General features: G+C 58.2%; 13 protein-coding genes. 5 read left to right on the forward strand and 8 right to left on the reverse strand.

All coding sequences use genetic code 11. From position 1 onward, the window contains the following. Positions 1-472: 472 nt before the first annotated feature. Together acs and AC6RA8_RS09625 are read left to right on the forward strand one after the other, a co-directional pair. Complete coding sequence (acs, locus tag AC6RA8_RS09620) at positions 473-2,425, forward strand: acetate--CoA ligase (protein ID WP_500352367.1); 1,953 nt, start codon at positions 473-475, stop codon at positions 2,423-2,425. 112 nt (positions 2,426-2,537) lie between these two features. Then, a complete protein-coding gene (locus AC6RA8_RS09625; RefSeq protein ID WP_500352369.1) occupies positions 2,538-3,545 on the forward strand; it encodes an AraC family transcriptional regulator in 1,008 nt (335 codons plus the stop codon). Here the strand turns inward: AC6RA8_RS09625 and AC6RA8_RS09630 are convergent. The 8 genes from AC6RA8_RS09630 to AC6RA8_RS09665 form a co-directional block, all read right to left on the reverse strand. Beyond that, positions 3,542-4,717, reverse strand: coding sequence for an FAD-dependent monooxygenase (locus tag AC6RA8_RS09630; RefSeq protein ID WP_500352370.1), 1,176 nt, complete (start codon positions 4,715-4,717; stop codon positions 3,542-3,544). The genes AC6RA8_RS09625 and AC6RA8_RS09630 overlap by 4 nt on opposite strands. Beyond that, a complete protein-coding gene (locus tag AC6RA8_RS09635) occupies positions 4,714-5,832 on the reverse strand; it encodes a CaiB/BaiF CoA transferase family protein (RefSeq protein ID WP_500352371.1) in 1,119 nt (372 codons plus the stop codon). The genes AC6RA8_RS09630 and AC6RA8_RS09635 overlap by 4 nt, the downstream gene beginning before the upstream one ends. Next, positions 5,829-7,067 carry a Tm-1-like ATP-binding domain-containing protein gene (locus AC6RA8_RS09640; RefSeq protein WP_500352372.1) on the reverse strand — a complete coding sequence of 413 codons (1,239 nt, stop codon included), beginning with the start codon at positions 7,065-7,067 and terminating at the stop codon, positions 5,829-5,831. Before AC6RA8_RS09640 ends, AC6RA8_RS09635 begins: the two co-directional genes overlap by 4 nt. Before the next feature lie 203 nt (positions 7,068-7,270). Continuing rightward, on the reverse strand, positions 7,271-8,284 hold the full coding sequence (locus tag AC6RA8_RS09645; protein WP_500352374.1) for an endonuclease/exonuclease/phosphatase family protein: 1,014 nt from the start codon (positions 8,282-8,284) through the stop codon (positions 7,271-7,273). Further along, positions 8,281-9,330: an ABC transporter ATP-binding protein gene (locus tag AC6RA8_RS09650; protein WP_500352376.1), complete on the reverse strand. Its 1,050-nt coding sequence runs from the start codon at positions 9,328-9,330 to the stop codon at positions 8,281-8,283. Before AC6RA8_RS09650 ends, AC6RA8_RS09645 begins: the two co-directional genes overlap by 4 nt. 11 nt (positions 9,331-9,341) lie before the next feature. Continuing rightward, positions 9,342-10,214, reverse strand: a complete 873-nt coding sequence (ugpE, locus tag AC6RA8_RS09655) for a sn-glycerol-3-phosphate ABC transporter permease UgpE (protein ID WP_500352378.1) — start codon at positions 10,212-10,214, stop codon at positions 9,342-9,344. 10 nt (positions 10,215-10,224) lie between these two features. Continuing rightward, entirely contained in the window at positions 10,225-11,106 is an 882-nt protein-coding gene (locus AC6RA8_RS09660) for an ABC transporter permease subunit (RefSeq protein ID WP_500352380.1), read from the reverse strand. A gap of 67 nt (positions 11,107-11,173) precedes the next feature. Next, positions 11,174-12,478 (reverse strand): extracellular solute-binding protein, encoded by a 1,305-nt coding sequence (locus AC6RA8_RS09665; RefSeq protein WP_500352381.1) that lies wholly within the window; start codon positions 12,476-12,478, stop codon positions 11,174-11,176. 284 nt (positions 12,479-12,762) lie between these two features. Here AC6RA8_RS09665 and AC6RA8_RS09670 point away from each other — a divergent pair, with 284 nt between their 5' ends. The 3 genes from AC6RA8_RS09670 (at position 12,763) to AC6RA8_RS09680 (ending at position 16,570) form a co-directional block, all read left to right on the forward strand. Next, positions 12,763-13,716: a LacI family DNA-binding transcriptional regulator gene (locus AC6RA8_RS09670; protein ID WP_500352405.1), complete on the forward strand. Its 954-nt coding sequence runs from the start codon at positions 12,763-12,765 to the stop codon at positions 13,714-13,716. 206 nt (positions 13,717-13,922) lie between these two features. Further along, positions 13,923-14,387, forward strand: coding sequence for a (2Fe-2S)-binding protein (locus tag AC6RA8_RS09675; RefSeq protein WP_500352382.1), 465 nt, complete (start codon positions 13,923-13,925; stop codon positions 14,385-14,387). Positions 14,388-14,389: 2 nt separating this feature from the next. Beyond that, positions 14,390-16,570: a xanthine dehydrogenase family protein molybdopterin-binding subunit gene (locus tag AC6RA8_RS09680; protein ID WP_500352384.1), complete on the forward strand. Its 2,181-nt coding sequence runs from the start codon at positions 14,390-14,392 to the stop codon at positions 16,568-16,570. Positions 16,571-16,655: the final 85 nt, after the last annotated feature.

The raw sequence follows: 16,655 nt of genomic DNA on the forward strand, positions 1-16,655 counted from the left end.
GCGGCAACAATGCCGCCCACTGCAAACTTGTTCATGATGTTTCTCCCTTGATGCGGGACCTGACGGCCCGCTTAGCGTGGAAGCTAGCGTGGCGACCTCGCCGTGCCAAGGGGCTGCAAACAGGCCACACGCCAGCTTGATTCTCAAACACCCACCGTCGCTGCAATGCAGCAGGTGCTTTATCGCAGCTTCGCAAGTGCACGGTGCAATTGTGCAGGAAGCCAATCTTCAAAAGACGCAAGCAAAGAAAACTCATAAACAATTGAAATTTATAATTTTTACCAATTCCTCTAATCACAACGCACGGCCTCGGACTGACCTATACAACCAACGTCCCATTTATTTCCTTCTGCTCTGCATTGCGTATTATCACCAACAGAGGGAGGAGGCCGCGCGCACGGTCACGTCGTCATCGAAGATGGCGCGGGAATTTTGCGTACCTCCGAAAAAAACAGGACGACCCGGAGGAACCATGCCCGACACAAAAACACACGCGCCGCATCCCGATCTGGCCGCCAACGCGCACGTAGACGCGGCGCGCTATGATGAGATGTATGCCGCATCTATCAGCGATCCGGCGGCCTTTTGGGGTGAGCAAGGGAAGCGAGTGGACTGGATAACCCCCTACAGTCAGGTCAAGGACGTGTCCTATGACTTCGGCAACGTATCAATAAATTGGTATGCCGACGGTACGCTGAACGTCTCCGCCAACTGCATCGACCGGCACCTTGCAACACGGGGCGATCAGACGGCGATCATTTGGGAACCCGACGATCCGAATGATGCAGCCAAGCACATCACCTATGCCGAACTGTACTCAGAAACGTGCAAGATGGCCAACGTGCTGAAAGGGCTCGACGTCAAGAAGGGCGACCGCGTGGTGATCTACATGCCGATGATCCCCGAGGCCGCCTATGCCATGCTCGCTTGCGCGCGGATCGGTGCCATCCATTCCATCGTGTTTGCCGGGTTCTCACCCGACGCGCTGGCGGCTCGGGTCTCCGGTTGCGATGCCAAGGTGGTCATCACCGCCGACGGTGCACCGCGCGGAGGGCGCGTGACCAACCTGAAGGACAACGTCAATCAAGCGCTGATCAACGTTATCAATGATACCAAGTGCCTGGTCGTGCAGCGCACGGGCCAGCAAGTTGCATGGCGCGACGGGCTGGATCATTGGCTGCACGAAGAAGCGGCCAACGTCTCTTCAGATTGTCCGCCGGAAGAGATGGGCGCTGAGGACCCGCTGTTCATTCTCTACACCTCGGGCTCGACCGGGCAGCCCAAGGGCGTTGTCCATACAACAGGCGGTTATCTGGTTTATGCCTCCCTGACGCACGAGATCACCTTCGACTACAAGGACGGTGAAATCTACTGGTGCACAGCAGATGTCGGTTGGGTGACTGGTCACAGCTACATCGTCTACGGCCCACTGGCGAACGGGGCCACAACACTCATGTTCGAAGGCGTGCCCACTTACCCTGACGCCAGCCGCTTCTGGCAGGTCTGCGACAAGCACAAGGTGGCACAGTTCTACACCGCTCCAACCGCCATTCGCGCCCTAATGGGCCAGGGCAACGACTACGTAACCAAATGCGATCTGAGCAGCCTTCGCATACTGGGTACGGTTGGCGAACCAATCAATCCCGAAGCGTGGAACTGGTATAACGAAGTGGTCGGCGGCGGGCGCTGCCCCATCGTGGACACATGGTGGCAGACCGAAACGGGTGGCCACCTCATGACGCCTCTGCCCGGCGCCCATGCGACCAAACCAGGCGCAGCGATGAAGCCGTTCTTTGGGATCAAGCCCTTGGTTCTGGAACCGGCGTCGGGCGACATCATCGAAGGCAATGACGTCGAGGGGGTACTTGTGATCGCCGACAGTTGGCCGGGGCAGATGCGCACAGTCTGGGGCGACCATGAACGGTTCGAGAAAACCTATTTCTCCGACTACAAGGGCTACTACTTCACCGGCGACGGATGCCGCCGGGACGAAGACGGAGATTACTGGATCACCGGCCGCGTCGATGACGTGATCAACGTGTCTGGTCACCGTATGGGCACCGCCGAAGTGGAAAGCGCGCTGGTGGCTCATGCCAAGGTGGCCGAGGCAGCTGTCGTCGGTTACCCCCACGACATCAAAGGTCAGGGCATCTATTGCTATGTGACCTTGATGAACAACGAGGAACCAACCGAAGAATTGCGCAAAGAGCTGCGCACATGGGTCCGGTCCGAGATTGGGCCCATCGCATCCCCTGACCTGATCCAATGGGCCCCAGGCCTGCCCAAGACACGTTCAGGCAAGATCATGCGCCGCATCCTCCGCAAGATTGCGGAGGACGACTTTGGCGCATTGGGCGATACCTCGACCCTCGCCGATCCGTCGGTGGTTGAGGATCTGATCGAAAACCGGATGAACAAAAGCTGAAGGTCAAGGGGCCGCTTCATGCGGCCCCTCCATACTGGACGATCGCGCCAAGTTACTTGCATTTTGCGCCAAACCACTGGCTTGGCCTGACAATTACGGTCACACTGGCGCCATGACCGCTGCGCAAGAAACCTACTACAAGATTGCCCGAACAACCGAGCAGCTATGCGGGCTGCTACAGGTGGACCCGGTCGCCGTGATGCGGCGCATGCGGTTTCCGCCGGATTTTCTGCAAAACGAAGGGCGCGGCGTATCTGCGGCGGACTATTTTGCGGGATGGAATGCAATCCTTGCCGAAGCGGATCGGCAAGACACCCCGCTCATGCTCGGTCGAGCCTATGCGCGCGGGCCATTCAATCCGGCCTTCTTTGCCTTCACGTGCAGCCCCAACGTCGCCGTGGGATTGGAGCGGTTGTCGCTGTTCAAACCCCTCACCGGTCCATTCGTTCTCAGGCTGAAGCGGACGCCATCGCAGGCCCTTGAGATTCACAAGTCCTCGAACCAGCCCACCCTGCCCTTGCCCGCGACCTTTGCAGCAACGGAACTGGTCTTTCTGACCGAGGCCATGCGCGCCTGCACCGGTCGTCATGTAGTCCCGCTGGCCGCCCGCCTGCCTGAACGGCTGGCCTGCCATGACGCATTGGAAGAGTTCATAGGCATTCACATCGAAACGGGTGGGCCGAACATGATGATCCTCGCGCCGGATGATGCGGATCGTAAGCTGCTGTCAGCAGATCCAGCGCAATGGGCGCAGCTTGAACCCGGGTTCAAACGCCAGATGCAATTGCAGACCTCGGAGCAGGCGGTAACGGCACGGTTGCGTGCGACACTGGCGGAAATGCTGCCCGCTGGCGAAGCCACCATCGACGCCGCAGCGCGACGCATGCGGCTGAGCACTCGTAGCTTACAAAGGCATCTGCGCGACGAAGGCACACGATTTCAACAGGTCCTCGACACCACGCGCGCAGATCTGGCGCGCGACTACCTGACCTCAACCGAATTGAACGTGGCCGAAATCAGTTACTTGCTGGCCTATCGCGACCCAAATTCCTTCTACCGCGCCTTCCACACATGGACAGGCCAAACACCGCAATCCGTGCGCGCCGCTGCCAACAGCTAGACCGCCTGCGTTACGTCGTACCGATAGACCCAATCCTGGCGCGCATGAATAAGTCCGGGCGCGATCCGTGCGCCAAGCGCCATTGGTCCGTAGAACCCGATACTGCCCAACGGTGTCGCCTTGTGAAACATGCGTGCATTGGCGGCTGACCCGGTCTGGATACGTGCGGTCCGCTCGATACGCAGGTCAAAGTAGCGCTGCAATCCGGCGCCAACCGATGCCGCATCTTCAAGCACTGCCGCAAGTGTCCACGCATCCTCCATCGCCTGCACCGCCCCTTGCGCCATGGATGGCAACATTGGATGGGCCGCGTCACCCAGAAGGGTAACCTGCCCCTCGTGCCAGCGGGGTAAAGGCGTCCGATCAAACAAGGCCCAGCGGTTCAATACCGGGGCTTTTGCAATCAGGCCCGAAACAATTGGATGCCATCCATCAAAAGCAGCCATTGCATCATCCCGACTCCCTTCGATCCGCCAGCCTTCAGGCGCCGGCTCCGGTTCTTCAACCATACCCACAAAGTTGGCCAAAGTGCCGGCGCGCAACCGCGTGGTGACCGCGTGGCGTTTGTCACCCGCCCAGACGCAGGCGGTTGGCGGCGGCGGAAGATCCAATGCATCAATGGGCACGACGGACCGCCAAGCGATATTGCCCGTGTATCGTGGCTTGTCAGGACCAAGCATTTGCTGACGGATTACCGAATGCAGTCCGTCGGCCCCAACAACCAAATCACCTGACATGCGGTTGCCATCAGCAAAAACAACAACTCCCTCCGGATCGTATCCCGAAACGCCGACGCCAGTCTGCACAGAGTCCGGTGAGATTTCATTCAAACGCGCCGCCAACGCATCCACCAAATCGGCGCGGTGGATGTGGATATATGGCGCACCCCAACGCCGCGTCGCGTATCCTTTCATCGACAAAGAAAACACCTGGCGACCTGATACGCCCAAACGCATCTCGATCGCGTCCGGTTCAAAAAGTGTCTGCGCCAGATGTTCTGACACGCCCAGCGCCTCAAGCACATGCGACCCGTTGGGCGAAATCTGCAGTCCGGCCCCGATTTCGGTTAACGCCGGGGCCTGCTCGAACACAGACACCTGCCACCCCCGCAAACGGAGGGCAATTGCGGTGGACAGGCCGCCTATACCGCCACCAACGATCAATGCCTTCATGTCAGCACTCCGTCAGTCCGCAGCACATCAATACGGGTCTGATTGTAGCCCAGCTCCGATAATACGGTCTCCGCATCCTGCCCGGGTGCCGTCGACGGCATTGGACGGCGCGGCGGAGTGTCGCTCAAACGGGGAGCAGGTGCGGCTTGCCAAACGTCGCCAACGGACATGTACGTATGGCGGCCCGCCATGTGCGGATCATGCCGCGCCTCCTCCATCGACAGGACTGGTGCAACGCAAGCGTCGGTGCCCGCAAAGACATCAGCCCATTCATCGCGCGAGCGTCGTGCAAACAAGGAAGAGAACGTGTCAGTCAGTGCTGCCCATCCGCTTCGATCATTCTGATGGGGTAGGCTGCTCGGGTCCAACCCCAACCCCGCAAGCAAAGCTGCATAAAACTGCGGTTCCAAAGCAGCAACAGCCACATCACGTCCGTCAGCACAGGGATAGCAGCGATAGAACGGCGCCCCGCCATCCAACCAGTTTTGCCCAGGCTGATCGGTCCAAAACCCATTGGCCATAAAGCCATGCAGCAACCCCATCATCGCTGGCACGCCATCCACCATGGCCGCGTCAACCACCTGGCCCTTCCCCGTCCTGCCCCGTGCAATTACGGCAGAAAGAACCCCGAAAACCAAAAACATGGCCCCGCCGCCATAGTCGGCAATCAGGTTCAACGGCGGGCGTGGTGGTGCATCAGCTGTCGCCATCAGGCTAAGCACACCCGTTTGCGCCAGATAGGTCAGGTCGTGCCCGGCGGTCTGCGCCAGTGGTCCGTCCTGCCCCCACCCGGTCATGCGGCCATAGATCAATGTGTCCGGAACGTCGTCCGGCCCCAAGCCAAGACGCTCCATCACACCCGGACGAAAGCCTTCGATCAGGATATCAGCTTGTGCAAGCAAATCGCGCGCAACGCCGCCGCCCGCATCGGATTTCAAATTCAACGCAATCGACCGCTTATGGCGCCGGTTTACATCGCATGGATCAGCGGGACCGGAGGCCCGGTCGATCACCACGACATCCGCGCCCATATCCGCCAAAAGCTGCCCTGCCAACGGCGCTGGGCCAAGTCCGGCAAACTCAATCACCTTCAACCCATGCAGCGGTCCCGTCATCCATGGGCCTCAATTGTGCCATCTGCAACCCAACCATCGAAGATCGCCAGCGCCGCATCCACAAACGCATCATCGTTGATGTGAGCGGCAACCTCGGTAAATCCCGTCGGTTCAGTGATCACAGCGCGCATCTCATCACAAAAGGCGGCCAATCCATCAGGATCATGTGCGGGTTGGCCGGGGCGATCCCATTCCTCGATCCCGCCGGATGGAAGGATCACATGCGCCGGTGTGTCGCTGGCCTTCAGCCGTTTGGCAATCTCCCGCGCGGTCGCGCGGCGTTCTTCGGCATTGAACGCAGAGCATTTGATCAACCGATTGTGCGCGTGGAACGGACGGTCGCGATACTGCTCCGGAATCTCCTGCCAGCCTGCAAAGTCAATCAGGTCAAGACAACCTGGTGCAACGATACGCGGAATGCCAGCACGCCCTGCGTTAAGCATCCGATCTTCACCGCCATTCACCACGGACCCCGCCATCAGATTGCCAAGCTCGGACAAGGCGAAATCCATGACGCACGCGAAACCACCCTCGCGCGCGATGCTTTCAAAAGCCATGCCGCCCATGCCGGTGGCATGAAAGATCGCAACCTCATATCCGCGCGCCTCCAACTCCGGTTTCAGGCGCTTCATGTAACGCAGGCAAGATGAGCCAAGGGACGTCATCCCAACCATCGAACGGTCAGCAGTTGGTGGCTCAACGGCCCGCGCAGCGCCCAGAACAGCCCCAGCAGCCTGGCTCAGCGATGCCTTGCAGACCGAGTTCAAACCATAAAGACCGCCCGCCCACAGGATCATCTGAATGTCCGCCGATAACCGATCCGTCGGAATGACGGGCGAAAAGCTGACGGTTGAGACCACATATTTGGGCACCCCCAATGGCAACGCCTGACAGATGTCCAGCGCCACATCCGTGCCCATGGAGCCGCCCAAGATGACCACACCATCGAACCTGCCTTGATTCAATGAAGATCGCGCCAATGCGCTCGCCCCGCGCGCCATGATCTGCATGGCCGTGTTTTCATCGCCGCTGTCGATCACCGCTTGAATGGTCGTGCCTGCCGCCTCCGCTACGTCGGATTTCGAGACATCGACCGGCTGCACGGGATCACCCAGAACCGAGATGTCCATCGCCAGCACGCCACCACCCATGGCAGTGATACGTTCGGCCATATAGGCCAATTCATCATTCTTGGTGTCGTAAGTTCCGACAACCAAAATGGTCTTGTCCGCCATGTGCGCTATCCCTTGCCGTGCCTCGCACATGCAATCACAGGCGGCCAAACAGGGAAACCGGAAAAGCCGCCCTAATCGGCACCATTCAAACAGGAATACCCACAAGGGCCCTGTATTTACCCAACCCAAAGGATGGACACGTTCAAGGAAGTGACAGCAAGGAGATGATCGGCTGCTCAGACCACGGTATGTGGGTGCGCCTGCTAGAGATCCTGATCCACAGACACGGTCGCCCAAACAAGGTCGTGGTCGGATAGCGGTTGCCCCGCGTCTGACAGGGACGTCCTGACCCCACAGTCTTGGCACAGCAAATCGCGCCCAGCAATCCAGTCCAGCTTCATCCGTCGATCCGGATGCGGCGTGATCAGGCTGGGTCTGGTCGTCTCCCCGTCTGCTGTAAACTCCCAAGAATAACCGCGGCTTTCCGCCAGGAAAAAGAGCGTTTCCCTGCGCCAGTCAAAATCCGGGGGCATGTGGTTGCCGGTATTCAAATCACCGCCGATCATCACCGGCCCACTTGGCATAAAGTCATCGATAGCATCCAGCAGGATATCGAACTGACGGTGCCGATGCGCCCCATCCGCATTGCTCTCCAGATGCGTGGATACGACGGTGACAGGCCCGCCGTCGGTCGGCAGTTCTGCCAGCAAGGCCATGCGACCACCGACACGCGGCTGCTCCGGGTCCGACGCTCCGCTATCAGCTACAAACCAGTGACCGTGGTCATCCAGACGGACCATCGCCACCTTGTTGAACGGAACCGCCGACAAGATTGCATTACCGTGCCAACCAAGAACGTTGAAATCGTCGGTGCATAGGGGCAATTCGGTCGGGCCACCCAGCCCCAACTCATGGAACTCGACCCCATAAGCGTATTCCATCGACAACGCGTCGGCAAAGCGCTCGGTCGTGTGGTTCTGGCTGGTGCGGGCCATCCCATGATCCACTTCCGACAACAGAACAACATCGGGTTTAATTGGTTCAAGGTGCGCGGCACTGCCTTCGGGAAAAAGACAGCGTTCCACGTTCCACGCAACAATCCTGATTTCGCTTGGCAAGCGGTCACGCTGCGCCCTGCCCCCACACTGAACGGCGTTCATGGCCGGAATGCCATTCAACAATTGCCGATGCGCTTCCGTTGTGCGGGGAGCAGAGAGAATACGTGCACGCTGTGCTTCGCTCACAGGTTCAAGAACCGCCCGAACATCGGTGATCATATCGCTTTACCGGTCTCCGGTTGGAACAGACGGATCGCATCCGGCTTGATCTGCAGCTTGACCTCACCTGCGGTCGCAGTGGCGTCCTTGCCAACATGAACTGTAAAGGTGTGCCCGGCCAAACGTCCATGCAACAGACGATGGGCCCCCAGTTCCTCCACAATTTCAATGGTGAATGGCGTCGGACCAGCCTCGTCTATGACAACGTCTTCTGGTCGAATACCCATGGTGACAGGCCCCGCATAGGTCCGATCCGAAGGTGCAGTCAGCACGGTGCTGCCATTCATACGGATTTCGCCATTCTCCATTTGCGCATCTATGAGGTTCATGGGCGGCGCGCCCATAAAGGACGCCACAAACTTCGACGCCGGATTGTGATAGATTTCTGCCGGGGTGCCGATCTGCTCTATCTCGCCACCATTCAGGACGATGATGCGATCCGCCATGGTCATGGCCTCAACCTGATCATGGGTCACATAGATGGACGTCACCCCAAGGCGGCGTTGCAGGGCCTTGATCTCGATCCGCATCTGGTTGCGCAACTTGGCATCCAGGTTGGACAGTGGTTCGTCGAACAGAAACAGCGCGGGATCGCGCACCACAGCACGTCCCATCGCGACGCGCTGGCGCTGACCGCCCGACAGTTGCGAAGGCTTGCGATCCAACAATTCACCCAGATCAAGCATCTTGGCTGCATCCTGAACCTTCGCCTCAATTTCGGCCGAAGATGTACCGCGGTTTTTCAGGCCATAACCGATGTTCTTGCGCACGGTCATGTGGGGATAGAGCGCATAGTTTTGAAAGACCATGGCGACATCCCTGTCCGCAGGATCGATATCATTGACCTCACGATCTCCGATGGAAAGCGACCCCGCGGTTATGTCTTCAAGGCCCGCGACCATGCGAAGAAGCGTCGACTTTCCGCAGCCCGAAGGCCCCACAAGGACAACAAATTCACCGTCCGCGATGTCAAAGCTGCATGGCTTCACCGCTTCAAATCCATTCGGGTAGGTTTTTCCGACCCCGTTCAGTTTAACGTGTGCCATTGGCGGTGTTCCTACTTGTCTGACTCGGTCAGGCCCTTGACGAACCAACTCTGGAAGAAAATGACGATCAGGACGGGCGGCAGCATTGCAATGATCGCGAGTGCCAGGGCCTGGCCGTATTCCGGGATGGAGTTTGCATCGATCATCGTCTGATAGATCTGCTTGATGCCCCGGACGAGCGTAAACAACCCCTCATCTGTGGTGATCAGTGTGGGCCACAGATACTGGTTCCATCCAAAGACGAACATGATGATGAAAATGGCAGCGATCATGGTTTGCGACAGCGGCACCAGAATATCGATGAAGAATTTCACTGGACCTGCCCCATCAATCCTCGCCGCCTCAGCCAGTTCTTCGGGGACTGAGCGGAAGAACTGCCGGAAAAAGAACGTACCGGTGGCCGATGCAATCAGCGGCACGATCAAGCCAGTATAGGTGTTGGCAAGGTCGAGGCGCTGAATGGCTTCGTAAGATGGCAGGATACGTACTTCCAACGGCAAGAGCAGCGTTGTGAAGATGATCCAGAACGCGAAAGTCGCAAAGCGCAGCCGGAAGTAGACAAGCGCATAGGCCGCCATCATGGAAATGATGATCTTGCCGATGGCAAAGCCCAGTCCAAGGATCAGCGAATTTTTGAGCATCACCATGCCGTCGATGGTGGCTGTAAATCCGCCTTTTTCGAACATGGCCTTTGAATAGTTCTCCCCAAGATGACTTCCCGGCGCGAACATAATGCCTTCTCGCGCAATCTGGACTGCGCTGTGACTGGACGTGACAAATGCCAGCACCACTGGCACGAGCATGAAAAGTGCGCCGAGGATGAGGATCGTATGGTCGAATACGGGCGCCCATCTAAAGGGCTTGCGGGTCTGTGTGCGTGGCATGACGTGGACCTCAGCTATAGTGAATGCGGCGTTCGATCAGCCGGAACTGAAAGACGGTAAGGACAAGGACCAGAACCATCAGGATCACGGACTGGGCCGACGAACCGCCCAGATCGTTTCCGCGGAACCCGTCCATATAAACCTTGTAAACAAGGGTCATCGGGTTGTTCCCCGGCTCGCCCTTCACCAGCGTGTCGATGATGCCGAAGGTATCAAACAGCGCATATGTTATGTTGATGATCAGCAGGAAAAACCCGGTCGGGGCCAGCAGCGGGAAAGTGATGTCCCAAAACCTGCGAACGCCCGAGCGATTGTCGATCATGGCCGCCTCACGCACTGCTCTGGGTATGGATTGAAGGCCGGACAGGAAGAAGATGAAGTTGACCGGGATTTGCTTCCAGACCGATACGATAATGAACGCCGTCGCGGTCGAGTTATAGTCCACCAGGATCTTGAAATCCCAGCCCAGCGCCTTGAAGAAATCCGTCATGGGGCCCGTGTGCTGGTGAAACAGCATGATGCCCATGAAACCCGCAACTGGCGGTGCCACGGCATAAACCCACATCAAAAGCGTGCGATAGCTTTTTGCGCCCCGAATGACCTTGTCTGCCTTCACCGCCAGCAAAAGCGCAATGGACAGCGAAAAGAAGGTCACAAGCACCGTGAAAACCACGGTAAACCACGCAATCCGCATATACTCCGAATTCGCTGTCAGGTCGGTGTAGTTTTCAAAGCCCACAAAGGTCGACCCAAAACCGAACGGGTCCTGAAGGTAGAAAGAAGACTGAACCGCCCAACCCGCTGGCCAATAGAAAAATATCGCGATGATCGAAAGCTGCGGCAAAAGCAGCGCCACAGGCAGCCAAACGCTGGTGAACCCGGCTCGTTTCATACGGAATCCCTTTTGCAGACAAGCGGCGACCGCGAGACACGGTCGCCGCCGATATGAAACGCGATGCTTAGCCTTGCGTCTTGGCGAAGCGCTCCAAGAGCTTGTTGGATTCCGCCTCGATCGTAGCGAAACCGCTTTCGACATCCGTTTCACCGGTCAGGATGCGGCCGTATTCGCGGTTCATCACGTCACGGATCTGCACGTAAAAGCCCATGCGGTAGCCGCGTGTGAACTCACCCGCAGGCAGCGAAAGCTGTTGGATGCCAACCTCGGCCGCCGGGAATTTCTCGTAGTGACCATCCGCCTTGGCAGCTTCGTAGGCAGCTTCGGTGATCGGCACGTAACCTGTCGCCTGATGCCAGAAATACTGCGTGTCAGAGGCCGTCAGGTAACGGAAGAATTCTGCTGTGGCCTTGTTTTCCTCATCGGATTTGCCTGCCATAGCGAACAGCGCCGCACCGCCGATAAAGGTCTGTGTCGGTTCAGCTGTCACGCCTTCCCAATAGGGCAGCATCGTCGCGGAGAAATCAAAGCCCAAGTCTTTGGCCAACAGGCCGCCGAACGACCCCGAAGACCCCAGCCACATCGCAACGTTTCCATCCTCGAACGGCTTGGCATTGTCGCCCCATCCGGTACCATACCACTCAAACAGACCCTGCTCTTTCCAGTCCACCAGCGCGGAAAAGTGCGCCTTGATGGCCGGGTTGTTGATCATGATCTGCGTGTCGTTGCTGTCGTATCCGTTGTTGCTGGACGCGAATTGCAGGTTGTGCCGGGAAAAGAAGTTCTCGGTGAAAATCCACGGCAGGTGCGATTGGCTCAGCGGAATGTAACCCGCCTCTTTCAACGCCGGAGCTGTGACATTGGCGAACTCTTCCCATGTCGCAGGCGGGGTCACACCGGCTTTTTCAAGCGCTTGTATGTTGTAGTACATGATCGGCGTAGACGAGTTGAACGGCATCCCGATCATCTTGCCATCACTGTCGGCATAGAAGTAACGCACGCCGGCGATGTAGTCGTTGATGTCAAAATTGACCCCATTATCGGCCAAAAGATCCTGAACGGGGATTGTCGCGCCCTTGGCGCCGATGACGGTGGCGGCTCCGGCATCAAACACCTGGATGATGTTCGGCTGTTCGCCCGCACGGAAGGCCGCGATACCTGCAGTCAGCGTTTCTTCATATGAACCTTTGAAAACGGGTGTGATCTTGTATTCGTCCTGGCTCGCATTGAAGCCTGCGGCAACTTCGTTGACCGTTTCCCCAAGCTGGCCACCCATCGCATGCCAGAAGGTGATTTCGGTTTCGGCTAGGGCCGCTTGACCAGCGAATGCGATGCTAACAGCGACCGCTCCCAGTTTTGAAAATTTCATTACATTGCTCCCATGTGTCTAAAGACGAATAGAGTTTGGCAACTGGAGTCCGAACTTCCTTGAACCCCGGCAGACCCAGGTGTTGTTTGGTCAAAGGGAATACGTGGCCCCATTTTTGCACGGGTTGTGCACACGTGTTCAGTACGAGTTAAATGTAACGGGGATGCTACGGTTTCACTTCCGTCTTGAAAAGAATTTCTTACAACGGGAGGGTGTACGCGAATGCCCCAAACCCACGCAAAACTCTTGTTAATATGGCCAAACGCAAACGTATCACTGCTCAAATGGTTGCCGATCGCGCGGGCGTTTCCCGGTCCGCAGTGTCACGCGCATTCACCAAAGGCAGCTATCTGGAAGAATCAAAACGTCAAAAAATCTTGGAAATCGCGACCGAGATTGGGTACCAACCCAACGCCCTCGCAGCAGGGCTTCAAGGTGGACGGTCCCGTCTGGTTGCGGTGATCGAAGGGGACGTACGCAACGCGCATGATACCGCCGTGATCAGCCAACTGTGCAGCGCGCTCAATGCAAATGGCTTTTGGCCCATTCTTGTCAGCGGGACCCGGATGAACGGTGGTGCCGACGCTCTGGCCTTTCCCCTGGACGCACTTATCGTTCGTGGCGGCAGCATGTCAGAAGACCTTGTTCATCGATGCGCCAAGCTTGGGATTCCAATGATCTGCTATGGGCGCCCCACCGAAGAACTCAACATAGACTCGGCCTACTGCAAAAACCGGACAGGAATGGAATTGGTAGCCGAATTATTGCTCTCCAAAGGTCGGCGTGCGTTTGGTTATGTCGGCGGACCAGACCAGTTCTACTCCTCCATGCAGCGGCGAAAGGGGGTCATGAACGCACTCGACAAGGCGGCCCTAAATCTGGAAGTCGAGGTGATCAGTGATTTTTCCGTCGACGGTGGTTTTGCGGCGGCACACAACTTACTTTTGGCAAACACCCACTTGGATGCATTGATCTGCGCCAACGACGCCATGGCGATCGGCGCGCTTGGGGCAGCGCGCACGCTTGGGATCGCCGTACCGGACGCTTTGTCCGTCGTTGGCTTCGATGATGCCGACATGGCGGATTGGCAGATCACGCAATTGACCACGGTACGGAACCCGCTTGAAACAACCGTTCATGAAATCCTCAAACTGCTTGTTGATCGGATCGACAACCCTGACAGGGAATGTCGGACGATCCGGGTCGAGCCACAACTTGTCCTTCGCGGCACGCACTAACCCAGCTTGGTTGATGGTTTCGCCAATGGCATGACCACTGCCCGAACGCACTGACCGGTCGTGCCAAACACTTGAATGCAGCGGGCCGCAATACGTCTTAGGGCATAACGGCCCTCTCAATAACCGACGCGCAACCTTTGAGGGTGGCACATCGCGCACCAGGCCCTATCTTTTCAACTACCGACGCTCAACACGGAGGCATAGGCATGGCAATTTCACTCAAGCTCAACGGAAACACCCAGGAAGTGGAGGCGGAACCCGGCACCCCACTCCTTTGGGTCATACGCGACGAACTCAATATGACCGGCACCAAATTCGGATGTGGTGTAGCATCCTGTGGTGCCTGCACAGTGCACCTGAACGGCGAACCTGTCCGGTCGTGCCAAACCTACATCGAAGATGTTGAAGGCGCAGAAATCACGACAATCGAAGCTGTCGGCGAAAACCCAATCGGGGCGGCCGTACAACAGGCATGGGTGGAACTGGATGTCGTGCAATGCGGCTACTGCCAGTCTGGGCAAATCATGTCTGCCGTTGGCCTCTTGTCCGAGAACCCAAAGCCATCTGCCGAGGAAATTGACGACTACATGTACGGCAATGCCTGCCGTTGTGCCACGTATCAACGTATCCGCGCGGGCATTCAACGCGCCGCAGAAATCCTGGAGGCTTGATCATGACCGTAAACACATCTCGCCGTGGTTTTCTAAAGGGTGCCGCAGCTGCTGGCGCCGTGCTGGTTGTGGGCGTTCGGCCTGACGGCGCGCTTGCCGCATCTGGCAACCCATCGATGCTGACACCTTTCGTTCAGATTGATGCCGACGGGTCGGTGACCGCCATCATCAAGCACTTTGAAATGGGTCAAGGCCCATCGACGGGTCTGGCAACACTGATTGCCGAGGAAATGGGTCTGTCGATGGACCAGATCGGCTATGATTTTGCTCCGTCGAACCCGCAGGTCTACAACAACACTCTTTTCGGCCCCATGCAGGGCACCGGTGGCTCGACCGCCATGGCCAACTCCTATCTTCAGTATCGTCAAGCTGGTGCCGCCGCGCGCGAAATGCTGCTGCAGGCCGCGGCCGAAGCATGGAGTGTGGAACCCAGCACGCTTAGTATCGAAGACGGTGTTATTTCGGGCCCGGCGAATGCTGCACCTCTCGGTCAATTTGTGGAAGCGGCCGCTGCTCTTGATGCACCGGCAGAACCGCGTCTTAAGGATCCATCCGAGTTTCGCCTGATCGGCAATCCGGATGTCCGTCGCCTCGACAGTGCGGCCAAGGGCAACGGGACAGCGATGTTCGCCATGGATATCCGGCGTCCGAACCAGATGGTCGCCATGATTGCCCGCCCCGAACAGCAACGCGCCACCGCCATCAGCGTAGATGCCAGCGGTGTCGAAGGGATCAAGGGGTTCATCAACGCCGCGATCCTGCCCAATCAGGCTGGCGTGGCTGTGTTTGCCGAAAACACGTGGGCGGCCATGCAAGCCCGCGACGCCCTTTCGATTGAATGGGATACCTCTGCCGCAGAAACCCGCAGTTCGGATCAGATCGAAGAAGAAATCCGCGCGGCCCTGAATGCGGAACCCACATACAACGTGAACGGTGCCGATGTCCCAGCCGTACAGGCGGCCATTGACGGGGCGGACACAGTGGTCGAGGAAAACTTTTACTTCCCTCTTCTCGCCCACGCCCCCATGGAGCCGCTCAACTGCACCATCGAACAGACCGAGGACGGCGGCATTCTGCTTCATGACGGGTGCCAAATCCCCACGATCCCCCATGGTGCGATTGCACAAATCTTCGACCTGCCCTTCGAAAAAGTGCAGATCAAGACCGTGCTCGCAGGTGGATCATTCGGACGCCGGGCAACGCCCAGCGCCGACTACCAGGTCGAAGCGGCTCTTGCCTTCTCGCTCACCGACCGCTCCCGCCCGGTGCATCTGGTCTGGTCGCGCGAGGATGACCTGCGTTCAGGCTACTACCGCCCAGCCTTCGGACACAAAGTGCGGGTCGGCTTGGACGGATCGGGTAACATCGTTGGCTGGGAACACCGGGTCGCTGGCCAATCGATCATGAAGGGGACGCCATTCGAATCCTTCGCCGTGCATGATGGCGTCGATCACTCCTCGATTGAAGGGACTTCAGACAGCCCCTACCAGATCCCGGGGGCGGCCTTTGGTCTGACAGACACGGAAAAGGCCACCAGCACGCTCTGGTGGCGCGCTGTCGGCCACACGCATACGGCCTATGTCATGGAAGTCATGATGGACATGGCTGCCAAGGCGGCTGGCATTGATCCCGTTGAGTTCCGGCTGGCCTATCTCACCGGCGAAGAAGCAGACCAGGCCCGCAAGGCGGGTGTCCTGAAACTGGCCGCGGAAAAGGCGAACTGGGGCAACCCCGCCGAGGGTCGCAGTCAGGGCATCGCCGTGCACAAATCCTTCGGTTCTTATGTGGCAGAAGTCGTGGAAGTCTCCGGCAATGCCGACGACGGGATCAGGATTGAAAAGGTCACCTGTGCCGTCGATTGCGGCATCGCGGTGAACCCCGACGTCATCAAGGCACAGATGGAAGGCGGGATCGGCTACGGAATCGGCCACAACATGCGTGACAAGATCACCCTGACGGACGGTGTTGTGGACCAGTTCAACTTCCCCGACTACGAGCCCCTGAGGATCACAGATATCGGTGAGATCGAAGTGCATATCGTGCCCTCGGCCGAAGCGCCTACGGGCGTCGGCGAACCCGGCACGCCCCCGGCCGCACCGGCGCTTGCCAACGCCATCGCGGCAGCCAGCGATCTGCGCGTCGGAGCGCTGCCGATGGAAGACAACGGCGTGTTCTTCGCCTGACTTATGGCCCCCGGCGTCCGCGCCGGGGGCCACCCTCTCTTGCCCTTCCGGCCGCTATGTCCATGATGGCGCCAAACAGAAGGAC

It is taken from the genome of Tateyamaria sp. (assembly GCF_059783535.1).